Source organism: Porphyromonadaceae bacterium W3.11 (assembly GCA_030434245.1).
Taxonomy (GTDB): Bacteria; Bacteroidota; Bacteroidia; order Bacteroidales; family Porphyromonadaceae; genus Porphyromonas_A.
Genome location: JAUISX010000002.1, coordinates 307,784 through 328,849, shown reverse-complemented (window position 1 = coordinate 328,849; position 21,066 = coordinate 307,784). Strand labels below are relative to the sequence as shown.

The 21,066-nt window shown below is 41.9% G+C and carries 19 protein-coding genes; 7 read left to right on the top strand and 12 right to left on the bottom strand.

All coding sequences use genetic code 11. The features are described 5' to 3' along the window. The first annotated feature begins 15 nt into the window (after positions 1-15). The 5 genes from QYZ87_04025 (at position 16) to recA (ending at position 4,531) form a co-directional block, all read left to right on the top strand. Positions 16-690 carry a polysaccharide deacetylase family protein gene (locus tag QYZ87_04025; protein MDN4753699.1) on the top strand — a complete coding sequence of 225 codons (675 nt, stop codon included), beginning with the start codon at positions 16-18 and terminating at the stop codon, positions 688-690. Then, entirely contained in the window at positions 687-1,256 is a 570-nt protein-coding gene (locus QYZ87_04020) for a 1-acyl-sn-glycerol-3-phosphate acyltransferase (protein ID MDN4753698.1), read from the top strand. Before QYZ87_04025 ends, QYZ87_04020 begins: the two co-directional genes overlap by 4 nt. 520 nt (positions 1,257-1,776) lie before the next feature. Next, positions 1,777-2,973 carry a saccharopine dehydrogenase family protein gene (locus QYZ87_04015; protein ID MDN4753697.1) on the top strand — a complete coding sequence of 399 codons (1,197 nt, stop codon included), beginning with the start codon at positions 1,777-1,779 and terminating at the stop codon, positions 2,971-2,973. Next, positions 2,970-3,437, top strand: a complete 468-nt coding sequence (gene bcp / locus QYZ87_04010; GenBank protein MDN4753696.1) for a thioredoxin-dependent thiol peroxidase — start codon at positions 2,970-2,972, stop codon at positions 3,435-3,437. The genes QYZ87_04015 and bcp overlap by 4 nt, the downstream gene beginning before the upstream one ends. A gap of 17 nt (positions 3,438-3,454) precedes the next feature. Further along, positions 3,455-4,531 carry a recombinase RecA gene (recA, locus tag QYZ87_04005; protein MDN4753695.1) on the top strand — a complete coding sequence of 359 codons (1,077 nt, stop codon included), beginning with the start codon at positions 3,455-3,457 and terminating at the stop codon, positions 4,529-4,531. 257 nt (positions 4,532-4,788) lie between these two features. On the opposite strand, the gene QYZ87_04000 is transcribed toward recA, so the two are convergent. The 6 genes from QYZ87_04000 to ssb all read right to left on the bottom strand — a co-directional run bounded on the left by QYZ87_04000 (position 4,789) and on the right by ssb (position 10,023). Continuing rightward, complete coding sequence (locus QYZ87_04000; GenBank protein MDN4753694.1) at positions 4,789-6,699, bottom strand: long-chain fatty acid--CoA ligase; 1,911 nt, start codon at positions 6,697-6,699, stop codon at positions 4,789-4,791. A 33-nt stretch (positions 6,700-6,732) separates the two neighbouring features. Further along, entirely contained in the window at positions 6,733-7,341 is a 609-nt protein-coding gene (locus QYZ87_03995; GenBank protein ID MDN4753693.1) for a LuxR C-terminal-related transcriptional regulator, read from the bottom strand. A gap of 3 nt (positions 7,342-7,344) precedes the next feature. After that, complete coding sequence (locus tag QYZ87_03990; protein MDN4753692.1) at positions 7,345-8,055, bottom strand: helix-turn-helix transcriptional regulator; 711 nt, start codon at positions 8,053-8,055, stop codon at positions 7,345-7,347. A gap of 71 nt (positions 8,056-8,126) precedes the next feature. After that, positions 8,127-8,723 (bottom strand): 7-carboxy-7-deazaguanine synthase QueE, encoded by a 597-nt coding sequence (locus tag QYZ87_03985; protein MDN4753691.1) that lies wholly within the window; start codon positions 8,721-8,723, stop codon positions 8,127-8,129. Beyond that, complete coding sequence (locus QYZ87_03980) at positions 8,720-9,139, bottom strand: 6-carboxytetrahydropterin synthase (protein MDN4753690.1); 420 nt, start codon at positions 9,137-9,139, stop codon at positions 8,720-8,722. Before QYZ87_03980 ends, QYZ87_03985 begins: the two co-directional genes overlap by 4 nt. A 437-nt stretch (positions 9,140-9,576) precedes the next feature. Continuing rightward, positions 9,577-10,023, bottom strand: a complete 447-nt coding sequence (ssb, locus tag QYZ87_03975) for a single-stranded DNA-binding protein (GenBank protein MDN4753689.1) — start codon at positions 10,021-10,023, stop codon at positions 9,577-9,579. 120 nt (positions 10,024-10,143) lie between these two features. Here ssb and tpx point away from each other — a divergent pair, with 120 nt between their 5' ends. Further along, complete coding sequence (tpx, locus tag QYZ87_03970; protein MDN4753688.1) at positions 10,144-10,641, top strand: thiol peroxidase; 498 nt, start codon at positions 10,144-10,146, stop codon at positions 10,639-10,641. A gap of 102 nt (positions 10,642-10,743) precedes the next feature. Here tpx and dnaJ read toward each other — a convergent pair whose 3' ends face one another. Further along, the gene (gene dnaJ, locus QYZ87_03965; GenBank protein ID MDN4753687.1) at positions 10,744-11,907 is read right to left on the bottom strand and encodes a molecular chaperone DnaJ; all 1,164 of its coding nucleotides are present in this window, start codon (positions 11,905-11,907) and stop codon (positions 10,744-10,746) included. A 10-nt stretch (positions 11,908-11,917) separates the two neighbouring features. Further along, positions 11,918-12,517, bottom strand: a complete 600-nt coding sequence (locus tag QYZ87_03960) for a nucleotide exchange factor GrpE (GenBank protein ID MDN4753686.1) — start codon at positions 12,515-12,517, stop codon at positions 11,918-11,920. A gap of 289 nt (positions 12,518-12,806) precedes the next feature. Here QYZ87_03960 and QYZ87_03955 point away from each other — a divergent pair, with 289 nt between their 5' ends. Beyond that, positions 12,807-13,208: an START-like domain-containing protein gene (locus QYZ87_03955; protein MDN4753685.1), complete on the top strand. Its 402-nt coding sequence runs from the start codon at positions 12,807-12,809 to the stop codon at positions 13,206-13,208. 20 nt (positions 13,209-13,228) lie between these two features. On the opposite strand, the gene QYZ87_03950 is transcribed toward QYZ87_03955, so the two are convergent. From QYZ87_03950 to QYZ87_03935, 4 genes are all read right to left on the bottom strand, one after another. Then, positions 13,229-13,582 (bottom strand): DUF2007 domain-containing protein, encoded by a 354-nt coding sequence (locus tag QYZ87_03950; protein MDN4753684.1) that lies wholly within the window; start codon positions 13,580-13,582, stop codon positions 13,229-13,231. 64 nt (positions 13,583-13,646) lie between these two features. Beyond that, complete coding sequence (gene hemG / locus QYZ87_03945; GenBank protein ID MDN4753683.1) at positions 13,647-15,056, bottom strand: protoporphyrinogen oxidase; 1,410 nt, start codon at positions 15,054-15,056, stop codon at positions 13,647-13,649. A gap of 128 nt (positions 15,057-15,184) precedes the next feature. After that, entirely contained in the window at positions 15,185-20,215 is a 5,031-nt protein-coding gene (locus tag QYZ87_03940) for an alpha-2-macroglobulin family protein (protein ID MDN4753682.1), read from the bottom strand. After that, entirely contained in the window at positions 20,215-21,045 is an 831-nt protein-coding gene (locus QYZ87_03935; protein ID MDN4753681.1) for a tetratricopeptide repeat protein, read from the bottom strand. The genes QYZ87_03940 and QYZ87_03935 overlap by 1 nt, the downstream gene beginning before the upstream one ends. Between the last annotated feature and the right edge of the window lie 21 nt (positions 21,046-21,066).

The window sequence follows — 21,066 nt, the reverse complement described above, 5'->3', positions numbered from 1 at the left end:
AACGACTGTAACAGAATGTTTATAGAACGCCCCCCTCTACTCTATCGGATTCTTTTTCCTAATGCTACATGGAGAATCCCAGCCCCAGCAGATGAGTCAAAAGTGGTATATCTAACCTTTGATGATGGCCCCATCCCAGAAGTAACGCCATGGGTGCTGGAGCAACTGAGAATACGAGACATTAGAGCTACGTTCTTCTGTGTTGGAGAAAATGTATGGCGTCACCCCGATATCTTTGAGCAAATCCTTGAGGAGGGGCATGGCGTTGGCAATCACACATACCACCATCTACAAGGGATTAAAACGAATACCGCAGATTATCTACAAGATGTCTATAAAGCAAATAAGTTAATCAAATCACGCTTAATGAGACCCCCTCACGGACACATAGGCTGGTGCCAACTGAGAGGACTAATGAATCAATATCAAGTGATTATGTGGGACCTAGTGACCCGTGATTATTCCAAGAAGCAATCCCCTCAGAAAGTACTAGAGAACGTCAAGAGATACGCTCGAAATGGCTCCATCATCGTGTTCCATGATTCTCTTAAAGCAGAGAAAAATCTTCGATACGCCCTCCCATTGGCACTTGACCACCTGATGGAGGATGGTTATGAATTTAGATTACTACCTGGAGCACGACACCTAGAGTCCAACATTTTTGACCAAGAATTGGAAGAAGCAATATGACGAAAAAGAAAAAGAATATATGGGCGTGGCTACTTAAGCTAATCGGATGGAAACCTATTTATCCTGAAAAGGTTACACCAAAATCCATCATATGTGTCGCCCCACACACCTCTAACAGAGACTTCTTCATCGGATATCTATACTATAAGTCACTCAGAGGTCATTCCCCAAAATTTTTAATCAAAAAAGAGCTTTTTTTCTTTCCCCTAAATCTTATTCTCAAGAGGTTAGGAGGAGTAGCTGTTGACCGTAAGGCGGGTGGCTCTACAATAGATCAGACCATCCAACTACTCAACGAAAGTGAACACCTACACATAGGGATAACACCAGAGGGATCAAGGAGCTATAGAGATCGCTGGAAGAGTGGGTTCTACAGAATTGCTCTGGGTGCTAACGTACCTATAGATATTGCGAAGATTGACTACCAAAAGAAAGAGGTAGGTATCTTTGCACAGTGCATACCTTCTGGAGATCTGGAGAATGATATTAAGCAAATCAGACGACTATTCACCAAGGAGATGGCTCGATATCCTGAAAAGTTTGCGGAGCTACCCGATGCAAAATAACTAAGATAAGCAGGTCATCCCCCTTAGAATGTCTGAATCGACTTACCCACAAGATGGCATTGTACAAAAACGTATTGTTGCGTGTCAATTCTGAGGATTAAAAGCAGGTTATTTTTTGGTTATAAGAAACAGAACCCTTCCTTATATGAAGAATATTTTTTTCATATAAGTAGAAGGAACGTTTCCTATGATAAGATTTTTCGCTACTTCGAGAGGAGTCTTTTTCCCTGAAATAGCAACACTAAGTGAGCCTATTTTGCACAAAGAAGCATCGTGCTTCGCTCATTTTCTATAAACATTATTTCATCTCGACGCCCAAAGAGTCTGAGAAATTCATCACAAAAATGCTATGGTCATCCATGAGCAACCCATATAGTCTTAAGAGAGACCACTCTCAATTTTTCTAAAGCATCACGCCTAATATGGGATATATATACGTCCTATAAAGTCAATATTTTATCGTATCTTTGATATGAATAACAACCAGAATTTATAAAATAATTATATATATAGTATTGAAATGAAAGGACGAGTATTAATCATCGGAGCTGGTGGAGTAGGCACTGTAGTAGCTAAAAAAGTAGCTATGAACTCTCACATCTTCAAAGAGATCATGCTGGCCAGCCGCACCAAAAGTAAATGTGATGCCATTGCCTCAAAGATCAAAGAGGCAGAAATAAAGACGGCACAAGTCAATGCAGATAGCGTAGAGGAGTTAGTTGCTTTATTCAACGACTTCAAACCCGAACTAGTCATCAATGTCGCATTACCATACCAAGATCTTACCATCATGGATGCATGCTTGGAATGTGGCGTTAACTATCTAGACACAGCGAACTACGAACCCTTGGACGAAGCCAAGTATGAATATAGCTGGCAGTGGGCGTACCAAGATAGATTCAAGGAAGCTGGACTAACCGCCATCCTTGGATGTGGTTTTGACCCAGGTGTGACCAGTATCTTTACGGCATACGCAGCAAAGCATCACTTTGATGAGATCCACTATCTAGATATTGTTGATTGCAACGCTGGTGACCACAAGAGGGCTTTTGCGACCAACTTTAATCCTGAGATTAATATCCGTGAGGTCACTCAGAATGGTAGATATTATCAGGACGGAAAGTGGATAACCACTGAACCGCTTGAGATTCACAAGTCCCTGAACTACCCTGAGATTGGTCCTCGCGACAGCTATATACTGTATCACGAAGAGCTAGAAAGTTTGGTGAAAAACTTCCCAACCCTTAAGAGAGCTCGCTTCTGGATGACCTTTGGTCAGGAGTATCTAACCCACTTGAGGGTTATTCAAAACATTGGAATGGATAGTATCGTACCTATCATGTATGAAGGTAGAGAGATTGTCCCTATTCAATTCCTAAAAGCGGTCCTTCCAGATCCAAAAGAACTGGGCGAAAACTACACTGGTCAGACCTCTATCGGCTGTCGTATCCGTGGTATAAAAGATGGAAAAGAAAAGACCTACTATATCTATAACAACTGTAGCCATGAAGCTGCCTATAAGGAAACTGGTGCTCAAGGCGTTAGTTATACCACTGGTGTTCCTGCGACTACAGGAGCAATCATGTTCTTTACAGGACAGTGGAGCGGGCATGGAGTCTTTAATGTAGAGGAGTTTAATCCAGATCCATTCCTCGAAGAGGTGGCTAAGCAAGGTCTACCATGGCATGAGCTTCACGATATTGACTTAGAGCTATGATGGAGGTGGGTGAAAAGATCCCAGAAGTACTGGGTCTTGATCAAGATGGACAGGAGATCACTCGTGCAAGCCTAGAGGGACAGAAGGTGATACTATACTTCTATCCAAAAGATAACACAAGCGGATGCACTGCACAAGCTTGTAGCCTTCGTGATGGCATCACTGACCTTCAGGATGCAGGCTATCGCGTGATCGGTGTAAGCAAAGATAGTGCGAAGAGTCATCAGAAGTTTCGTGAAAAGCATGACTTACCCTTTACCCTGATTGCCGATACAGATACTGAGCTGAACCAAGCCATGGGGGTATGGGTCGAAAAAAGTATGTATGGCAGGAAGTATATGGGTACCCAAAGAACCACTTTTGTGGTAGATGAGAAGGGTGTGATACAAGCTGTGATGTCGGGCCGGAACATTAAGACGAAGGAGCATGCCGCACAACTACTAAAACTTATAAATGAACTGTAACGATTGACTAAAATAAAATGGCGAAAAAAGATGAAGTAAAAGAGTCTTCAAAAGAAGAACAATTGGTCGATGAGAAGAAGACGAGCAAGAAACCGGATGTAGATCCAAACAAACTAAAGGCTCTAGAATCGGCTCTATCGAAGATTGAGAAGACCTACGGAAAGGGATCTCTCATGAATATGGCTTCTCAAGAGATAGAGGATGTAGAAGTAATCCCTACAGGCTCTCTTACCCTAGATATGGCTCTAGGAGTTGGTGGCTATCCGAGGGGAAGAATTGTAGAGATTTATGGTCCAGAATCCTCTGGTAAGACCACCTTGGCTATCCATGCCATCGCAGAAGCTCAGAAGACAGGCGGTCTAGCAGCAATTATTGATGCCGAACATGCCTTCGATCGCTCATATGCAGAGGGACTCGGAGTAGATCTTTCTAGACTCTGGATCTCACAACCAGATAATGGCGAGCAGGCACTTGAAATCGCAGAAGATCTCATCCGCTCATCAGCTATGGACCTAGTGGTCATAGACTCGGTAGCAGCTCTTACTCCAAAAGGAGAGATAGAGGGCGATATGGGTGAGAATAAGATAGGCTTACAGGCTCGACTAATGAGTCAAGCTCTCCGTAAACTAGCCTCTATTATTAGCAAAACCAAGACCACCTGTATCTTCATTAACCAAATGCGTGAAAAAATTGGTGCATATGGTAACCCAGAAACAACGACTGGTGGTAATGCTCTTAAGTATTATGCCTCTATCCGCCTTGATATTCGTAAAAGCACCCCAATCAAAGATGGAGACCAAATGCTCGGGAACCTGACGAAGGTAAAGGTGGCTAAAAACAAAGTAGCCCCTCCATTCAAGCGTGCTGAATTTGATATCATGTATGGCGAGGGAATTTCAAAAGTGGGCGAACTGGTAGATGCTGGATCGGACTTAGAAATCATCCGCAAAAGTGGATCTTGGTACAATTATGAAGATACAAGACTGGGTCAGGGACGTGAAGCAGCTAAGAATACGCTTATGGAGAATCCTGATTTGGCAGCTATTATTGAGCAACAAATTAAAGAGAAGATGGCAGAAGGGGTGGCTAAATAAAAAATTTAATTTTATCAATTTGATAGTTAATTAAAATTTATTTTCAAGACAAATGTTTATGCTTTATAACAATTGTTATTACTTGCAAAACTGTTACAAATACATGACATTTGTATTGTCAAAAAAGCATAACCTAATCAATCTTTCTTACCTAATATCCTAATATATTGTGGAACATCCAAGTGAAAGGGGTACAATGACCAGTACCCCTTTCATTATTTTATTATAGATATACTGGAATGCGCCAGCTAGTTGACTCAGTGAGTTGACGATGAGGACTCTTTCTTTTGCTCATCATTAAGATTTGGTAGTTGATTATAGTCATACATCTGAGCTATCTCCTTCTCATAATACTTCTCGACAACCTGCCTCTTCGTTTTAAGGCTATTGGTCAGCATACCATTCTCAACAGAGAGAGGTTCGGAGAGGACAACAAACTTTTTGACGGTCTCATATGAAGCTAGATCTTTCAGTTGTGCAGCAATCCGCCCCTCAAGGAGAGCATAAACACCTTTATGCTTTGCAAGAGTCTCAATATCGGTTGGGACCTCATCTATCTCCTTAGATATCAGATATGCCCTGACCTTATCCCAATCAGGATAGATCAAAGCACTAACAAAACTACGGTTCTCTGCAATCACTACAGCCTGCTCTACGATTGGATCGGTTGTTATGAGATTTTCGATCATCTGTGGAGCTATATACTTACCATTAGCGGTCTTGAAAAGATCTTTCAATCGCTCTTTGAAGAATAGATTTTGATCTTCATCCATTGAACCCAGGTCGCCAGTTTTAAACCATCCGTCTTGGGTGAAAGCCTCTATATTCAGCTCTGGCTTTTTGTAATAGCCCTTCATGACCGTAGGCCCTTTTACCTGGATCTCACCTATCCCATCCTCTCGTTGCTCCTCATTTTGCGGTACAATTCGCACATCAACCCCCTCCAGGGGCTTTCCAATAGAGCCAAAGAGGTAATCTCGCGGACGGCAGAAAGAGACGGTAGCTGTCGTCTCGGTCAGTCCATACCCATACATGAGAGGCACACCAATAGAGACCAAAAAGGCGTGTACCTTATCGGACAATGCAGCTCCTGCTACAGGGAAGTAGATCCCACGCTCTACTCCTACCTTTTTCTTCACCAGCTTTAGTAACGTGCTACTATAAAAAGCATATTGGATTCGTAAGCCTAGAGGTGCTTTCTTACCTTTCACTCTGTAATCAAAGTGATAGTGACGACTGACATCAATACAGTGTGAGGTAATCCGCCTTAGGAGGGGAGGAAACTCTTGTATTTTTTCATATACCCCTACATATACCTTCTCCCAAAAGCGAGGCACATTACACATGTAGTGAGGCCGAACCTCCATCAGGTTATCCAAAATCTCTTTAGGTTTTTGATTCACAGCGATCTTTACACCAGCAGAGATGCAGATAAAACACCAAGCTTTCTCGAAAATGTGCGTCAAAGGCAGGAAGTTCATGCTGATATTACCCGCCTTGAAGTCTGTCAAAAGCTTTAAGTGAGCCTCTATAACTAAGTTAAGGCTCTTATGCATTAATTCCACGCCCTTACTACTACCGCTCGTACCACTCGTGTACATTATAATGGCCGTATCGGTAGGAAGTGCCTCCACTCTCCTCAGCTCCACCTTAGCTTCATTAATAGGTGAATTTCCAAGATTTACAAAATCCTTAAAGTACACTGAGCTCTTGTCATCAGGATAAAGACTGACTGACTCATCGAAGATCACAATCTTAACATCATGATCTATGTTCTGAAGAGCCTTACAAGCGGTGTTATATTGTAGCTGCTCACCTACAAATATCAACCTCATCTCACTATCCTTGATCATGTACTCTACCTGAGACACAGATGAAGTCGCATATATGGGTATGGTAATCGCTCTTACACTAAAGGCAGCCATATCTGCAACTAAGAACTTATCCATATTTTCAGAAAAGACACCTATCGTCTCCTGAGCCTCGATACCAAATTCCACCAAGGACTCTGCTGTTTCTTGGATAGCGTTACCAAAATCAGCTCGAGAAATAGACTCCCATTTTCCTGAGGCTTTATTTTTCACTAATAAAGCAGTCTCATTAGGGTATTCACTCTTTAGAACCTTTGGCACCATGGCCATAGGACATATCGTAATCTTCTTACTCATAGGTTATTCTTTATTTGTCTATTATCCATTTATTCACTCACCTGCACCGTCCACTACTTCGTCGCCTGTGATCAGACCATTGATCAGAGCATAAAATGTCAGCCCTGACACTGTCTTGATATTCAATTTTGATGTTATATTTTTACGATGACTCATCACCGTATTCATGCTTATATTGAGGCGGTCCGCTATTTCTTTATTGGTCATTCCCCTAGCGACCTCCTTCAGCACCTCCTCCTCTCGGAGCGAAAGACCTTTGTCATTATTTTTCTTCAACCCCTTTCTATTCTCATCTAGGATCTCTTTGAGCTTATCTTGAAGCTTGCAGCTTTTCCAATGAGTATAAATATATGGTGGTTCTTTTTCTTCATTTACCACCATTTCGGGTTCACTATTACTAATAACCGGGATCACTAAAGTCCGACGACTAATAAAATATTCGCCATACAAAGCTAATAAGTCGGCCTCAATGAACGCTATATCATATATCTCATCTGTAGAAGAGGTCACAAAAGTGTCAAAGGCATCAAAACTACTAATCTCAACGGATTCTGTAACGTCATCAATAGCACGTATCAGCCCCAAACGCTGCAGTATATCACTAAGGATAATGACAACAGTATGTTTTTTCTTACTAGACATCTCCTACTCTATTTTTCGTGCTTTCTGCATAGACTCTAGCATGGGTATAAACACACGCTCTCTCAACCTATTATTACTCGCTAAGTCGCTCTTCAGAAGAGAAAGGCTGTATAACACAGCATGAAGGAGGTTATCATTAAAGTCCCCCTTCAAATGCCTAATCATGACCTGCATAATATCAGCAACTAATGCCTCTGCTCTATCTGCTTCAGTTCCTGCCTTCTCTTGCCCCTCTAACGTAATAGTAGAGATATTCTCGGCCAACTCACCAGCCAAGGTCCTAAACTGAGGGAGCAACTCCTCTTCGTCTAACCTGACTCTATTGGTGAGGGTCTCCTTCAACTCTTCTAGGACGTGAGGAAGTGTTTGCAGCAGAGGGACGTTTGCCCCACTCTTTTTCACAAACGATGCAATATGAACCTCGATATTGGGTAGCTGAGAGTCCAAGTAATATCGATTCGCCACCTCTAGATAATCAGCAATCAACACCGTATGCTTCGGGGCCAACTTAACCCTACCTAAGTAATCAGGATCTAAGTAACTATTTATGATGTGTAGAAAAAAGCCGGTATCCAACTGACGTTCGTCGCATATTTCGGCAATTGTTGCATCACCTAATCCCAGACGTATCCCGAACCTATTCAGCATCGGTAAGATTGCGATTTGCTCTTGTACTAAGTCACTCAGTACGGTATAAGATTTAACAAGTGCCATTCTCCCATATATCAAAAAGAAATTCCATAACTATCTACAAACTTAATAAAAATACAATGATAATTTACAACCTACTGTATGCCTATTAGTTTATGAAGTTGGAGTGATAGTCTCCATCTAGAATCTTTATGAATGAGATCTAAGCAATGTGTCAAGTTTGACGATGACATTAATAGACGTTCCTTATTCTCCCCAAGAAAAATAGGAGATAACAGATAGTTTCTGGATTGGGGTAAATCATCGATATTCGGAGGTACGGTATCTTCACCGATAGGATAACGTATTTCGTCAATAACAATACCCTCAAAGTTCTCTCTGAGTACTTCAACACTTACCTTAGGGGAAACAGAGATATAATCAAGCCCCTCAGGTGGGCGGGCTGTACCATTCGTTTCTATAGCTTGCCAGTAACCAAGAGACTTAAAGTACTGGACTATCTCCTTTGTTAGTTGTAAGGTTGGCTCACCACCTGTCCATATAATCCGCCGAATACCTTTTTCTTCAAGAACTGCTGCCAACTCCTCTATGGTGTAATACTCACCCTCATCAAAGGTGGTATCACAAAACCAACAATTTAAGTTACAACCTTGGAGCCTAACAAAAGTAACGAGCACCCCAGTATTCATCCCTTCACCTTGGAGGGAAGAAAAAATCTCAACAATCCTCATAGCTCAGCAGAAACAGAGCACTTCCTTGTTTCCTCAATCCTACAACTTGTCAGCCGACATTGATACGGATCTAACAGTGCAGGAGCTACATCATGTAATAAATACAAAGCCATATTTTCTGCTGTCGGATTAAAAGGAACGACGTTCAAACTTTCGGGCGAAATTTTCTCTAATTCAGGAAGCAAAGGGTCTTCTTGCCAAATCAAGAACTTATGATCCCAGTGCGTTTCAAGCCAGTCACATAACACAGACTTGATCACTGAGAAGTCAAGGACTCGTCCTAACTCATCAAGATCATTTGCTTCGACCCCAAAATGAATTCGATAATTATGCCCATGCAAAAAACGACACTTACTTTCATGATTCACGACACGATGCCCACAACTGATGTCGTGGTATCTCTCTGCTCTTATCATAAGACCTTAATTGACAATTAATCTATTGTAATTCATTCATCCAAGACTCGTTAATGTAATAAATATACGATAACCTCTGGTATAACAGTTACACATGAGCAACGTCAACCAGGCTACAACCAATAGGAATCTAAATCTCCAACAAGTCAGTATGAACTAACCAGCCATCGCTCAATAGCCATATACTAACGCGAATGACGACCACAAAGATAAGCATTTTATTCAGGAAACATTAAGGGATCTTCAAAACATATAGGACTAACACATATAGAAGGTCAGGTAATAAAAGAGAAGCATCCTAGTGAGTCCTATTAAGACATATAGCCAATAAGAGGTCGCGACGAAGACAAGCACACCACTAAAAAGCTCCGTTCTAAAACCTTAGAAAACAAGACGTAATAAATCTAAAAGTGACTCCCCTAAAGAAAGGATCTAGATTAAAAAGGGAGATTATCAGGGTCCTCACTCAGGGTATCAAGGTACTCGCCATAAGCCTGATGAATATCTTCTTCAGGAAGACTGGCATTAGCCTTCTTATACTCTTTTTTCTTAATCACATTTACCTTCTGTGCCAAGACTACGGCTTTATACCTTTTCTCTAACCCTGATTTCAATTTGAGATAGGTTAATCGCCCCTCTACCTCAATAAGATCCCCCACTCCAACGGTCTTATCTACAAGCTCGGCCAACTCTCTATAACAGAGAATAGAGTGCCAATCAGTAACCATACCTCTGACCATCACCCCTTCTTCATTAATAGTTCCCTCTGCATCTGTTGCTAGCGATATCATCGCTGTACAGGTATTCTGGTCTAGGTACTTAATCTTTGGATCAGCACCGACATGACCTACTAGGCTCACCTTATTTTCAGTTAGATTATTCATACTCAAATTTACCTATTTCTGAGCAAACCGAATGAACAATATGAGAGCGACATCTGTTTTAAAAGAAAAAGCAAAAACATTGAGTTATAAAGAATATAAAATAAATAGAAACTTTTAATTATGGCAAATATCTTATTTAACGGTAGTCCAGTAAAGAGCAGAGGTACTCTTCCAGAAGTAGGTAGTATGGCTCCTGACTTCACCGTAACAAAGAACGATCTCTCTGATCTAAAACTAAGTGATCTTCGTGGTAAACGAGTGGTGTTGAACATCTTCCCAAGTCTTGACACTGGCGTATGTGCTCAGAGTGTTAGACAGTTCAATAAGATGGCAAGCGAGATGGACAATACTGTAGTACTATGTGTATCTGCGGACCTTCCTTTTGCTCAGAGTCGCTTCTGCGGTGCTGAGGGACTGGACAACGTCATGCCTGTATCCACCTTCAGAGAGGACTCATTTGACTCTTCATACGGGGTAATGATGATAGATGGTCCTCTAAGAGGACTGCTCAGTCGCTCCGTTGTGGTCATTGACGAGAATGGTAAAGTCATCCATACCGAGCAGGTTGATGATATCACTCATGAACCAAATTATAATGCTGCAAAGGCTGTTTTGTAAGCATAGAGACAATTAAGTAAAAAAAGCGAGGAGTAATACGATAATGTATTACTCCTCGCTTTTTTTGCTAACTATCTATGATCAAGTAATTCTACAAAGCTCTTAGTCATAAAACTTCTGACGTTGCTGCTTCATGAACTGCTCCTTCTGACTTTCGGTAGGTTCAAAACCAGAGCTCTCACTCATTGCTTCTACCAGCTTCTTATCCTTAGCATTCAACTTCTCTGGAATAAAGACCTGGATAGCTATCAACTCATCTCCCTTACCATAACCTCTGACACTAGGGAGCCCCTTGTCTCGTAATCGCAATATCTTGCCTGGCTGTGTACCTGGTTCTATAGTAATCTTCACCTTTCCATCAATGGTAGGCACTAATACCTTACCTCCGATTATGGCTGTACTAACAGGTATAAGTAGGTTATATACCACATCATTACCATTTCTAATAAAGACAGGATCCTCAACCTCCTCAAACTGTACCAACAAATCACCATTAGGCCCATTGTTAGGTCCAGCATTTCCCTTGCCGTTCATTGTCATCTGCATTCCAGATGCGACACCTGCAGGAACATTGATTTCGATCAACTCCTCACCATTCTCAAGGCCATCTCCACCACACTTAGAGCATTTGTGCTTTATGACGGAACCGGTACCCTTACACGTTGGACAAGTAGTCTGAGTCTGAACCCGACCAAAAATACTATCCTGTGTTCGTATAACAGTTCCACTACCATGACAAGTGCTACAAGTTTCGCTACCTGAGCCATCCTCTGCACCAGATCCATGGCATTTTGAGCAAGCAACAAGTTTCTTTACTTTCAGCTTCTTAGTGGTACCATTGAGGATCTCTTTAAGCGTAACATGGATGCGAATCCGAAGGTCGCTACCTTGGTTTTGGACGGTACGTCCCCCGCCAAAGCCACCGAATCCGCTAAAACCACCGAATCCGCCAAAACTACCACCACCAAAAATATCTCCAAAGTGTGCAAAAATGTCATCCATGGACATTCCACCAGCTCCAAAACCGCCAGAAGATCCATCTACTCCAGCATGACCAAATTGATCATAGCGAGATTTCTTCTCAGGATCGCTTAACACATCATAAGCCTCAGCTGCTTCCTTGAATTTCTCTTCAGCATTTTTATCACCTGGATTCTTATCAGGGTGATACTTGATAGCTGTCTTGCGATACGCTTTCTTTATCTGATCGGCTGTAGCATTTTTATCAATGCCCAGCACTTCATAATAATCTCTTTTTTCTGCCATTATATCCTCCTTACTGACCAACGACAACTTTCGGATGACGAATCACCTTGTCATTCAGAGTATAGCCGGTCTGAATGCAGTCAATTATTTTGCCTTTCTGCTCCTTATCCTCTGTAGGAACCATAGCGACAGCCTCATGCTTATCTGGATCAAACTCCTCTCCGATGACCACCATAGCATTGACGCCTTGTGACTTAAGGGTTGAGATGAACTTACTCTGTATCAGCTCTACCCCCTCAACAATGCCCTCTATCGTCTCTGCTTTTTTGATGTTAGCTATGGCGAGGTCTAGATCATCCATGATGTCTAAGAACCCAGAGATTGTCTTCTCTCCACCATACTTAATCAAATCACTTTTTTCTTTAAGTGTTCTTTTTCTATAATTGTCATACTCCGCACGAAGTCGTAGATGTGCATCCTTGAGTTCATTCAGCTCTTCTTGAAGCGTCTCAAACTGGTCTATCGCTTCATCAGCTTCCTCATTATCCACCTCAGAGTCCGTCTCTGTCTCTTCTGAGACCTCATTGTCGTGAGCCTCGTCTATATTCATCTCTTCATTTGGAAAATCATTTTTTAGATCATCCAAATGACTATTTTTATTCTTTTTCATAAATCAAAAAGTACTAAAATATTATTCTATTCTCCCTATAACAAGCAAATACCTTGCCACAAGTACATTTCTCCCTTTTTAATCCCTTTTTGTCACCGTTACTACAAGTTCAGACACTGCTGAACTTTCTTTCCATGCTTATATCTACATCTGATATCATGATGTCATCATATTGTAACACAAGTATTAACATGTAATAACACATAAAGTGCTCCACTCCATTAATTTATTCGGTATATTGACAGGTAAAATACTGGGGGTTAGGGCAAAAAGGTAATTTGAAATAATTATGAGAAAGAGTAATGTTAAGTTTAGTGGTTATCGCAAAGAGTTCTTTCTAGATAGTGCTTCTGCACAGAGCGTATGGAATCAAATCTCAACTTCTAGAGGTCTCTCTGAATGGTTTGCTCCTATGGTGGACATCACTGGCAATGATCTACATGTCTATTGGGATGACGCTGGGGACGACCGCAAAGCCCTAATCGTAAAACTAGAACCCCAAAGGCTAATCAAGTGGGTATGGACTGATGATCCAGATAGCTACTTAAGTATGGAGATTGTCTTCACTGAGCTATCACGCACCATATCTTTATTAGTAGATGACCATGACGAAGGATTAGATCCCGAAACCCTGGACGAGCTCTGGACGAATCACATGGAGCGCCTACTAAGCACATTAGGGCTGAGTTAAGATACACTACTACTTAATAACTAGGCAGGAACGACCAACACTCTGCTAGCAATCGCTAGTAAAGCAAGCAGAATAAAAAGGCCTAAGAGGATAAATGTCATCTTCTTAGTGAATGCTTTTCGCTCCTTCGCCATCTCTGCTTCCATTTCTTCTGTAGTATTTGACTCCACGGGAAGGTATCCCGCCTCCTCTAGAATTGCTCTTGCCTTATTATAATCCTCTTCACGAACCATGACTGAAAGTCCTCGTGACATCCCTGGGATTTGACTCATGTGTTCATTCTCTAAACGAACAAAGAAATCCCTATCCTCTAATAGTGTATATGCTAAATGCCCTTCGTTAGGGTCGATGGAGTTATAGACTTCTACTAACATAGCTTATCATTTGATTTCATTTATAAATATCTCTAACAAAAATAGAAAAAAGAGGGCTTTCTATCTATTCTTGCATCAACTCTTTAGCAATACTCTCAGCCAATGTCATGCCCTGAGTAATCCGATGTGCCATACCGATGCCATCTCTGATACCGCCAGCCAAATAGAGCCCTGGATAACCATCTTCAATAGATTGAAGATCGGACAAGATCGTTTCTACACTTTTGTCATACTGAGGAATAGCTTTCTCATACCTAGCGATATGAAGTAAATCAGGACGGATGCTATGTGGAATTTTCATCATCGTATAGAGCTCCTCTAGAGCTTCTTTCTTCAGATCCTCATCGGACATTTCAAAGAAATGCTCTTTGTTTCTAAGCCCCCCCATAAAGATGGTAAATAAGGCACCATCTTCGTATGGTACTCTTCCCTCAAAGCAGGAACTAGGAAAAAGGATCCCAAGTATCTTACGCTTCTCTTTACTTGGCACCAATCCACCAAAGGCAGCACGTGGAACAGAGGGTAAATGATCAAATCCAACGACCACTTCTGCAACTGGAGCATAGGGGAAAGATGCGATGCGTTCAAGACATGGGGCCCACTCATCTGGTAGGATACTAGGAATAAAGTCCGCTCTTACCGTACTCACGACATAATCGCAATTAATGGTAATATCCTGCCCTTCATGATGATAAGAAATACTAAATCGATGCTCTGCCTCCGATGTCGGGGTAATCTTAATCCCATCTGCACCTGTTACCACTTCTCCAGTACGCACAATCTTATTAGCAATAGCACGTACTAAGTTCTCAAAGCCTCCTTCAGCATTAAAGATCCTCTTCGTAGCTTTCTTATCTCTCTCGCTCTTGTGTTCCTTGGCTTTCTTTACAGCCCCACCAATAAAACTACCATGATTCTGCTCAAGATTATAGAGCTTTGGGAGAGCTAGTCGGGTGACTAACTGGTACGGATCCCCTGCGTAAACCCCTCCAATGAATGGATCCACCGCATAATCAACCATACTCTTCCCTAAACGTCGCTCAGCTAATTCTCCCACAGTCTCATTTGGATCGCCCCCTTTTTTTCTAAAAGGCTCAAAAGGGATACCAAACTTATCTCTCCAGCTAAATAGAGGGGTAGCTAGCCCACTAATAGGTCCATCTGGAAGCGGATGAAACTTCTTATCCTTCCAAATCCAACGACTATTTGACGCGGACTTGGCAACAGCCATCTGAGCCTCAGGAGCAGCATACTCAAAAAGCTCTGCAACCTCGGGAGTCGAAACAGACCCAGTATTCGGGCCTATCTCATACGTAAACCCATCCTTATGTAACGTTCTTATCTGTCCCCCCAAACGATCCTTTTTCTCAAGTAACACAAAGGGGATATCCCTCATATCTAATCCCGCTGCGAGCGATAGCCCAGTCAGCCCTCCACCAATAATCACAATGGGGGTATATTTTACATCAGTCATAACAATTATTCCATATCCTTAATAAGTTACCAAAGATACTGATTATTAGCAAGAATCAAAGCGTTTTGACACAGTAAGCGTAAGGTAAAAAAGTCTTTCCCCTCACGCTTACCGTCTTCGATACACAGTTACTCTGCAGTAGTGACCGTAATACTACCCCCAGCACTATTACCTGCAAATTCGGGTGCATAAGTACTTTGGATTTCAGCAGGACCATAAGTGAAAGTACCACTATTAGAGGCTGTAGCCTCTAGCTCTATAGTATGCTGTCCTCTAGGAAGATAGTCTATGTATATGCGATCTTCTGCATCTCTCCGACTATAGGTAAACCAAAGCTTATCTCCAAATCGATAACCACTGAAGTCATAACCAAATTCTGCTCCTGCTGGTCGAGGATCATGTACGGTAACCAGGCTTAAGTCCTGTTCCGTATCAATAGTGTATCGGATAATCAATCGATCGCCCTTACTGGCTGGGTGTTCGTTAGTCACTTCCCTAAACTCTTGTGATCCGTCACCTGATACTTTTCGAGCAAATATTTGCTTACGTACCTTGAGCTTCTCTCCTGTCGGTGTGGCACTCTTGCTAGGCTCTGTCACATGATAACGAACACCACCAAATACATAGTCGCTCTCTACACCTCTCCAACTTATCTTCATCTCTGATGGTAGGTCAGGATAGGTTAATTGAACAAACCCTCGGCCCTTCTCTTCCCTACTAAGAGCATAGCCTTGCCCATTAATAACGACCTCTGCCTTATCCGATATCTTGCTAGGAGTAATCTTATCCAAAATCACTTCAGCCACCTCCATCACTCCAGCACTACGCCACATAGTAGCCTGCTTCATCTTGAGCAAAAATTGGATCAGTTGCTCATCCACCTTCTCTTGGCTTTTGGCTAAAAAGACCTTCATAACCGCAAGCTCATCATCATTATAGCTATAGGTACTACGATCCTCAATAAACTGATGGACCTCCTTGAATTGGTCTGGCTTATCATACCGCTTACTGTATTCAGCAAAACGAAGCATCCAACTAGTATATGCAGTCTGATAGTTTTTTCTAGCATGCTCTACCTGCTTATGATACTCTTTCTCTTCCTTAGCTGACAAATTATCCAGAGAAATTCCGTAGCTACTAGCAATCAGAGCATAATCAATGTAATCATGATAATAACTGTTCTGTCTTTGTAGCTCGTCTTTAAGATAAGCAACACTCACCACGAGATGCTTTTTCAGTTCATCACTCTCAATAGACTTCCAAATTGGGGATAGCTTATTAAGAATATATGAGGTCAAGAATGGCGAAGGCTCATGCCAATAGTTGCTGTAGATAAAACCTCCAGACACCACCTTATGCGAGAGGATTTCCTCTTCCATCTTCAGGAGTGTCTGTGCTAGGACCTTCTCACTAGTGATAAAATCAAAGAACGTAGAGAGTGTCTCTGGATCAGCTAGTCGCTCATCTCTTCCAGACAATTCCTCCTTGGGAATCTCAGAAAGCTGTGCCGCTCTTAATTTTAATAGTGCTCTGAAGTCGGGATACCGTTGCAGATACTGCTCTAGGCGCTTATAAACATTATATTGATATACCGTTCCAAAGAATGAATTATTCTCTAATCCATGATCTCTATAATCATGTGCTAATTGTGTCAATAGCACCATAATAGGGTCAAGGTATAGCTCTAGCTGTGCATCACTCGAGCCAAGCTCTACTTTAGGTAGTTCGAGACTGACACTATCCTGCTTATATAGCGAGATAGGCTGAGACACGATGTAGGTAGATAGATTAGTCATCAGAGGCAAACGGTATTCTACACCATCTGTCATCTCTCCAGCTACTACCTTAGCCTGAATCACTACCTCTTGTCCCATGCTGGTGTCCGCTTGCAATGAGAAAGGTACAGCCTTGGTACCTCCAGCAGGAATAAAAGCTTGTCCTTCTGCCAGTACCTGACCACTCTCAAGCATCACTTGGTAATGGGATTCAAAGGCGGTCTCTCCAGTGTTACGCAAAAGAGCCTCACCCTCTAAATGATCATCCCAAGTCAAGAAACGAGGCATACTAAGCTCGATACTTAATGGCGAATAGACTCTAAAATTGTGATCAGAAATAAGTTGATTCTTAAATCCCTTATCAAAGGTATAGACCTTGATATTGTATTTTGTTTGGGTGTCGGGCAGGTCAAATTCGATAACTACCTGTCCCTTATTATCGGTCGTCAGTAAAGCTGAGAAGAAAGCGGTCTCTGCAAAGTTACTCCTTAGCGTTACCTCTTCCAGATCAGGAGCACCGCTCCCAACAGCAGATTTCTCCACACTAGCTCGCATAGATACAGGGGCTGAAGTCAGGACGACCTCATCGAATGAAGCATATTCTTGATATGCTCCGAATGGGATCATATAATCCGAACCAACCTTTTCCCAAAAACTATCATCCTCAGCAGCGTCTGCCACAGCCTTATCGAAAACAGTAACGATGACGGGGGCACTCTTAAGGGCTCGACCGCCTGATTTCACTTTGACAGTCCTCTTGAAGTGAGTGCTAGGCAAGAGGTATTCATCATCTGTAAAATCTAATCCAGACAATGTTATAGGCTCATTAGCTTCTCCTGCATGCTTATCTATTATTACCGATTCACTATCTGAACGATGACCTGAGACGACATTGAAAATAACCCTCCTTACATGTCTAAGCTTATGGCCATCTAATCTATAGACAACGTTCTTCTCGACTGGTATGTATTGATATTCAATGACCTTTTCATCATCAAACTTAACCATCGTGAGAGTCGTGCTGACAGAACTACCATATAGGATGGTCCCGTTTTCCGCCTTAACAACCCACAGTAAGTCATCATCAACGTTTAGGGTTTTGTCAGATTCGCTGTAAAAATAGTAAGCACTGGATGTATCGCTAACTTCTTTCCCATATCCATCAGTAGCATATAGTCGTAGTTGATAGTATCCACTCTTTAGATGGGGGAAAGAAAACTCTTTCTCTCCATTTATCGGTAGTACCCCAAGAGCTATTTTCTCTCCATTCTCTTTTGACAAAAGCTCTGCTTGGATCGTCCTACCACTAAGATCACCCAATAGTCGAGAGTTATATGGCTGACTACTACTATCTAATGTAAAATGTTCCTTTGTAATATTTTCGTCCTCCAGAAGTGCGTCTGCTGACAACGGCATATCGGTGTCAAGCTTAGAGAAGTACAACCTCTCCATAGCAACATTCCCAAGAGCATCACTCGCCCGAAACTCTAACGTCTGATTTCGACCATATCGCCATATATTATTTCCATCCTCGAGAGAGACTGGCGGTGTTGTCATCACAAATTGACCATTATTGCCAGATTGGGCTTCTATCCTCTCAGAGCCATCGTATGTCATCACGATATTGGCTGCAGTAGGATTTCCGTTAAGGTCCATCGTCTGTCCATAAACCATCATTGGTTGCCCAGAAACATAGCCCTTAGGGATACTATCTATCTTTACGTTGAGATATTGAAGTTTATAATCCTCTACCCGTATATTGTTCGTCCCGTGCTCAGACTCTAATGAAAATCTATTTAACTCAGGGTCATTCGGGATGGTCATCTTTATCTCTGAGATACCATTCTTATTGGTAATAGTGGTAACCTCTTGTACTAACTCTTCTTTTGATCCTCTATATGCTTTTAGCTTTACATCGATGCTCTTGTCAGGTAATTCATAATTCTTTTCTTTCTGAGACCTGACAAGCAAAAGACCTATCTTCACTTCTTGTCCTCTACGATATATAGGCCTATCCAAATAATAATAGAGCTGTATAGCATCCTTTACATCGGGTTGATCCTGAACATCTCCAGGGATATAGTAGCTATCAGGATTCCACAGGCGTGGGTCGTTCACCTTAACCCTATACCCTGACCGACTTGGACTCAAAGGCAGTGTCACAAAACCATCCTTATCGGTGGTAAAATGGGTATTGGTTTCACCAAATGACTCATCTAATTTTTGGACCATGACTCCCGCAACAGGGGTCCCATCATAAGTCGAAATCACTTGGAGGCGGCGACTCTTCTGATCATGCACATAGAGGTTAGAGGCGATCTGATTATAAGTAATGTATTCCCTTTCATCTAGTCTGTTAATATCATCATTTTTCACAGAGTACGAATACTGACCAACATTCGGCAACTTATCATGTACCACGGTTCGCAACACTTGTACTCCGCTATATTTTTTCAACTTATAATTGTTTCTATCATTCTCATCACTCCTATAAAGCGTCACAGCGTCAGAGCGGATCATGGCGAGCAACGACATCTCCACCTCTCCAGTGAGGGTATTTAGCGACCTCACCTCCAAATTCACCAACCCATTATCCAAGAGGTTTTGTAGCCAGCGATTGAGTTCAGCCTTGTACTTATTATTTTGCTGAACTCTTGCTGTCAACTTATGAACTTTTGTGGATAGCTCGTTTGCCATTTTGAGCCACTCCTTCTCGACCTCTGGCAAAGGCTGATCGTAAGATATTTGTCCCTCAAGAGTTCGTAGGGGTTCAGAGTATGTAACATCCAAGAGCTTCGTCTCTAACATGAGGACCTCATCACTCCCTTGAAACTTAGGGATATAGCTACTTATAAGCTCTTTACTCGCTTTAGAATCCAGTATATACAGCAATTGGTCTAACAGCAGATAAGCCTCAGAGTAATAGCGATGCCCTAGAGCTGCATCCAACTCACTCATCACCATCTCATGAAAAGCATCCTCATATCTGCGATTAAATGCAGATAGGACAATAAGGGCATTCTCATAATGGGACTTTTTCTCTTCCATGCTAAAAGACCAGCGACGCACACGAGACTGATAAGCCAGTGAAAAGGAGCTCTTTTCGTCATGAAGGGCTACTCGGTCCTTTAAAATCTGTGATAACACCTGCTTAGCCTCAGCAATAGTCTTCTCCGGACTCCAGAGGGCCACATCCTTTCCTAAATCATTGCTATCATCATACTCTTTAATAACACGATCAGCATTTTGATAAAGTTGATGTAGATAGTGTATCTGCTCGGTCAATCGTTCTTCATTTTTCATATCATTTGTCTTTCCTTGTGCCATCACTGATAAAGAGCCTGCCAATAGCACAAATACAATATATCCAATCCTTCTCATCATTACTTGTCATTTAAGTTAAAACTCTGAAGATTTTCAAGATCTATAGCCCTCTCAAAATCTTTTTCAGCTTGATCCTTCTCACCATATAGCATCCAGATATCTCCCCTGATACGATAATCTTCCGGCGTAATCGTCTTAAGCTCATTAAATATGTATCGAATATCCTCTAGAGCTAAAGCCTTGCGATCTTGTTTCATCCGAAGCCTCGCACGCTCTCTATAAGCATTCGGTACCTTAGGGTAGGTCTCGATAAGGTATGTCAAAACCTTCTCAGATGCCATCATATCCCCCTCCTTGTATAGGACTTTTGCTAGAGCTATCCTAGGTAAATACGCCTCATTATTATGCTCTATGATTTTCTCGAGGTCGCTCTTAGATCCCTCTAAAAGCCCCAATTTCATACGCACTCTAGCCCTATTATATCTAGGTATCTCCTTGTTTTCGTCCTGCTGTACCAGATAATCCAAGTCAAGCAGAGCATCATTTAGCTTACCACTATCCTCCAGCAATTGAGCTCGCCTAGATCTCAGATTAGCAATATCAGGCTGCTGACCAATAGCCAGAGATAATTGCGAGATCGCACCTACGGTATCAGCTCTCGCCACCATCAGCTCTGCTAAATTACCTCGTAACATAAAGTTACTATCCGCATCAGGCATCAATGCTAATGCTTGATGTAGCATTATCTCAGCACTATCAGGCTTTTGTTGCTCATAGTACTGGAAGTACTTAGTCACTAGATCTTCGTACTTTCCCTCCTTATCAGATTGAGCTTGTACCGAAAGGGCACATAGGAGCATCACGCCCACATATATAACGACTTTTCTCATCTATATTTTACTTTTACATAT

Bases quoted from the DNA above. Each gene is read 5' to 3' on its own strand.
- QYZ87_03960 (MDN4753686.1), bottom strand. From the start codon at position 12,517: ATGAAAAAGAATAAAAATAGTCATTTGGATGATCTAAAAAATGATTTT.
- dnaJ (MDN4753687.1), bottom strand. From the start codon at position 11,907: ATGGCAGAAAAAAGAGATTATTATGAAGTGCTGGGCATTGATAAAAAT.
- tpx (MDN4753688.1), top strand. From the start codon at position 10,144: ATGGCAAATATCTTATTTAACGGTAGTCCAGTAAAGAGCAGAGGTACT.
- QYZ87_03995 (MDN4753693.1), bottom strand. From the start codon at position 7,341: ATGTCTAGTAAGAAAAAACATACTGTTGTCATTATCCTTAGTGATATA.
- QYZ87_03955 (MDN4753685.1), top strand. From the start codon at position 12,807: ATGAGAAAGAGTAATGTTAAGTTTAGTGGTTATCGCAAAGAGTTCTTT.
- QYZ87_03940 (MDN4753682.1), bottom strand. From the start codon at position 20,215: ATGATGAGAAGGATTGGATATATTGTATTTGTGCTATTGGCAGGCTCT.
- QYZ87_03980 (MDN4753690.1), bottom strand. From the start codon at position 9,139: ATGATAAGAGCAGAGAGATACCACGACATCAGTTGTGGGCATCGTGTC.
- ssb (MDN4753689.1), bottom strand. From the start codon at position 10,023: ATGAATAATCTAACTGAAAATAAGGTGAGCCTAGTAGGTCATGTCGGT.
- hemG (MDN4753683.1), bottom strand. From the start codon at position 15,056: ATGACTGATGTAAAATATACCCCCATTGTGATTATTGGTGGAGGGCTG.
- QYZ87_03990 (MDN4753692.1), bottom strand. From the start codon at position 8,055: ATGGCACTTGTTAAATCTTATACCGTACTGAGTGACTTAGTACAAGAG.
- QYZ87_03985 (MDN4753691.1), bottom strand. From the start codon at position 8,723: ATGAGGATTGTTGAGATTTTTTCTTCCCTCCAAGGTGAAGGGATGAAT.
- QYZ87_03935 (MDN4753681.1), bottom strand. From the start codon at position 21,045: ATGAGAAAAGTCGTTATATATGTGGGCGTGATGCTCCTATGTGCCCTT.
- bcp (MDN4753696.1), top strand. From the start codon at position 2,970: ATGATGGAGGTGGGTGAAAAGATCCCAGAAGTACTGGGTCTTGATCAA.
- QYZ87_04020 (MDN4753698.1), top strand. From the start codon at position 687: ATGACGAAAAAGAAAAAGAATATATGGGCGTGGCTACTTAAGCTAATC.
- QYZ87_04000 (MDN4753694.1), bottom strand. From the start codon at position 6,699: ATGAGTAAGAAGATTACGATATGTCCTATGGCCATGGTGCCAAAGGTT.
- QYZ87_04015 (MDN4753697.1), top strand. From the start codon at position 1,777: ATGAAAGGACGAGTATTAATCATCGGAGCTGGTGGAGTAGGCACTGTA.
- QYZ87_04025 (MDN4753699.1), top strand. From the start codon at position 16: ATGTTTATAGAACGCCCCCCTCTACTCTATCGGATTCTTTTTCCTAAT.
- QYZ87_03950 (MDN4753684.1), bottom strand. From the start codon at position 13,582: ATGTTAGTAGAAGTCTATAACTCCATCGACCCTAACGAAGGGCATTTA.
- recA (MDN4753695.1), top strand. From the start codon at position 3,455: ATGGCGAAAAAAGATGAAGTAAAAGAGTCTTCAAAAGAAGAACAATTG.